At 35.8% G+C, this 288-nt stretch carries 1 pseudogene; it reads left to right on the forward strand.

What is annotated here, in order from left to right:
- Window positions 1-288, forward strand: a pseudogene (locus tag CWB72_RS20375) (LysR family transcriptional regulator); the annotation flags it as partial.

Below are 288 nucleotides of genomic sequence, written 5' to 3' on the forward strand. Positions count from 1 at the left end.
AGCATCAGAAAAGCCGAATTAACGCAATACCCTATGTATGGCTGTTTCTCACAGTCGAAGCAAGTACAAAGTATGCTTAATGAAGCCGTTGACTCGTTAAACAAATCAACGAGTGTTAAAATTGGTAACATTGAACAAGTAATTGATGGTTTGAAGAATAGCAATAGCTTTGCAATTGCGAGTATCGAACATTCAAAAACTATCGCACAAGACCCTAACTTAGTTTTCTTAAAAACCAATAAGGCTTTGGATAGAGAACAATTGATTGTACAAACCAATCACCAAGTT

Source organism: Pseudoalteromonas phenolica, from assembly GCF_005886345.1.
GTDB classification, from domain to species: Bacteria; Pseudomonadota; Gammaproteobacteria; order Enterobacterales; family Alteromonadaceae; genus Pseudoalteromonas; species Pseudoalteromonas phenolica_A.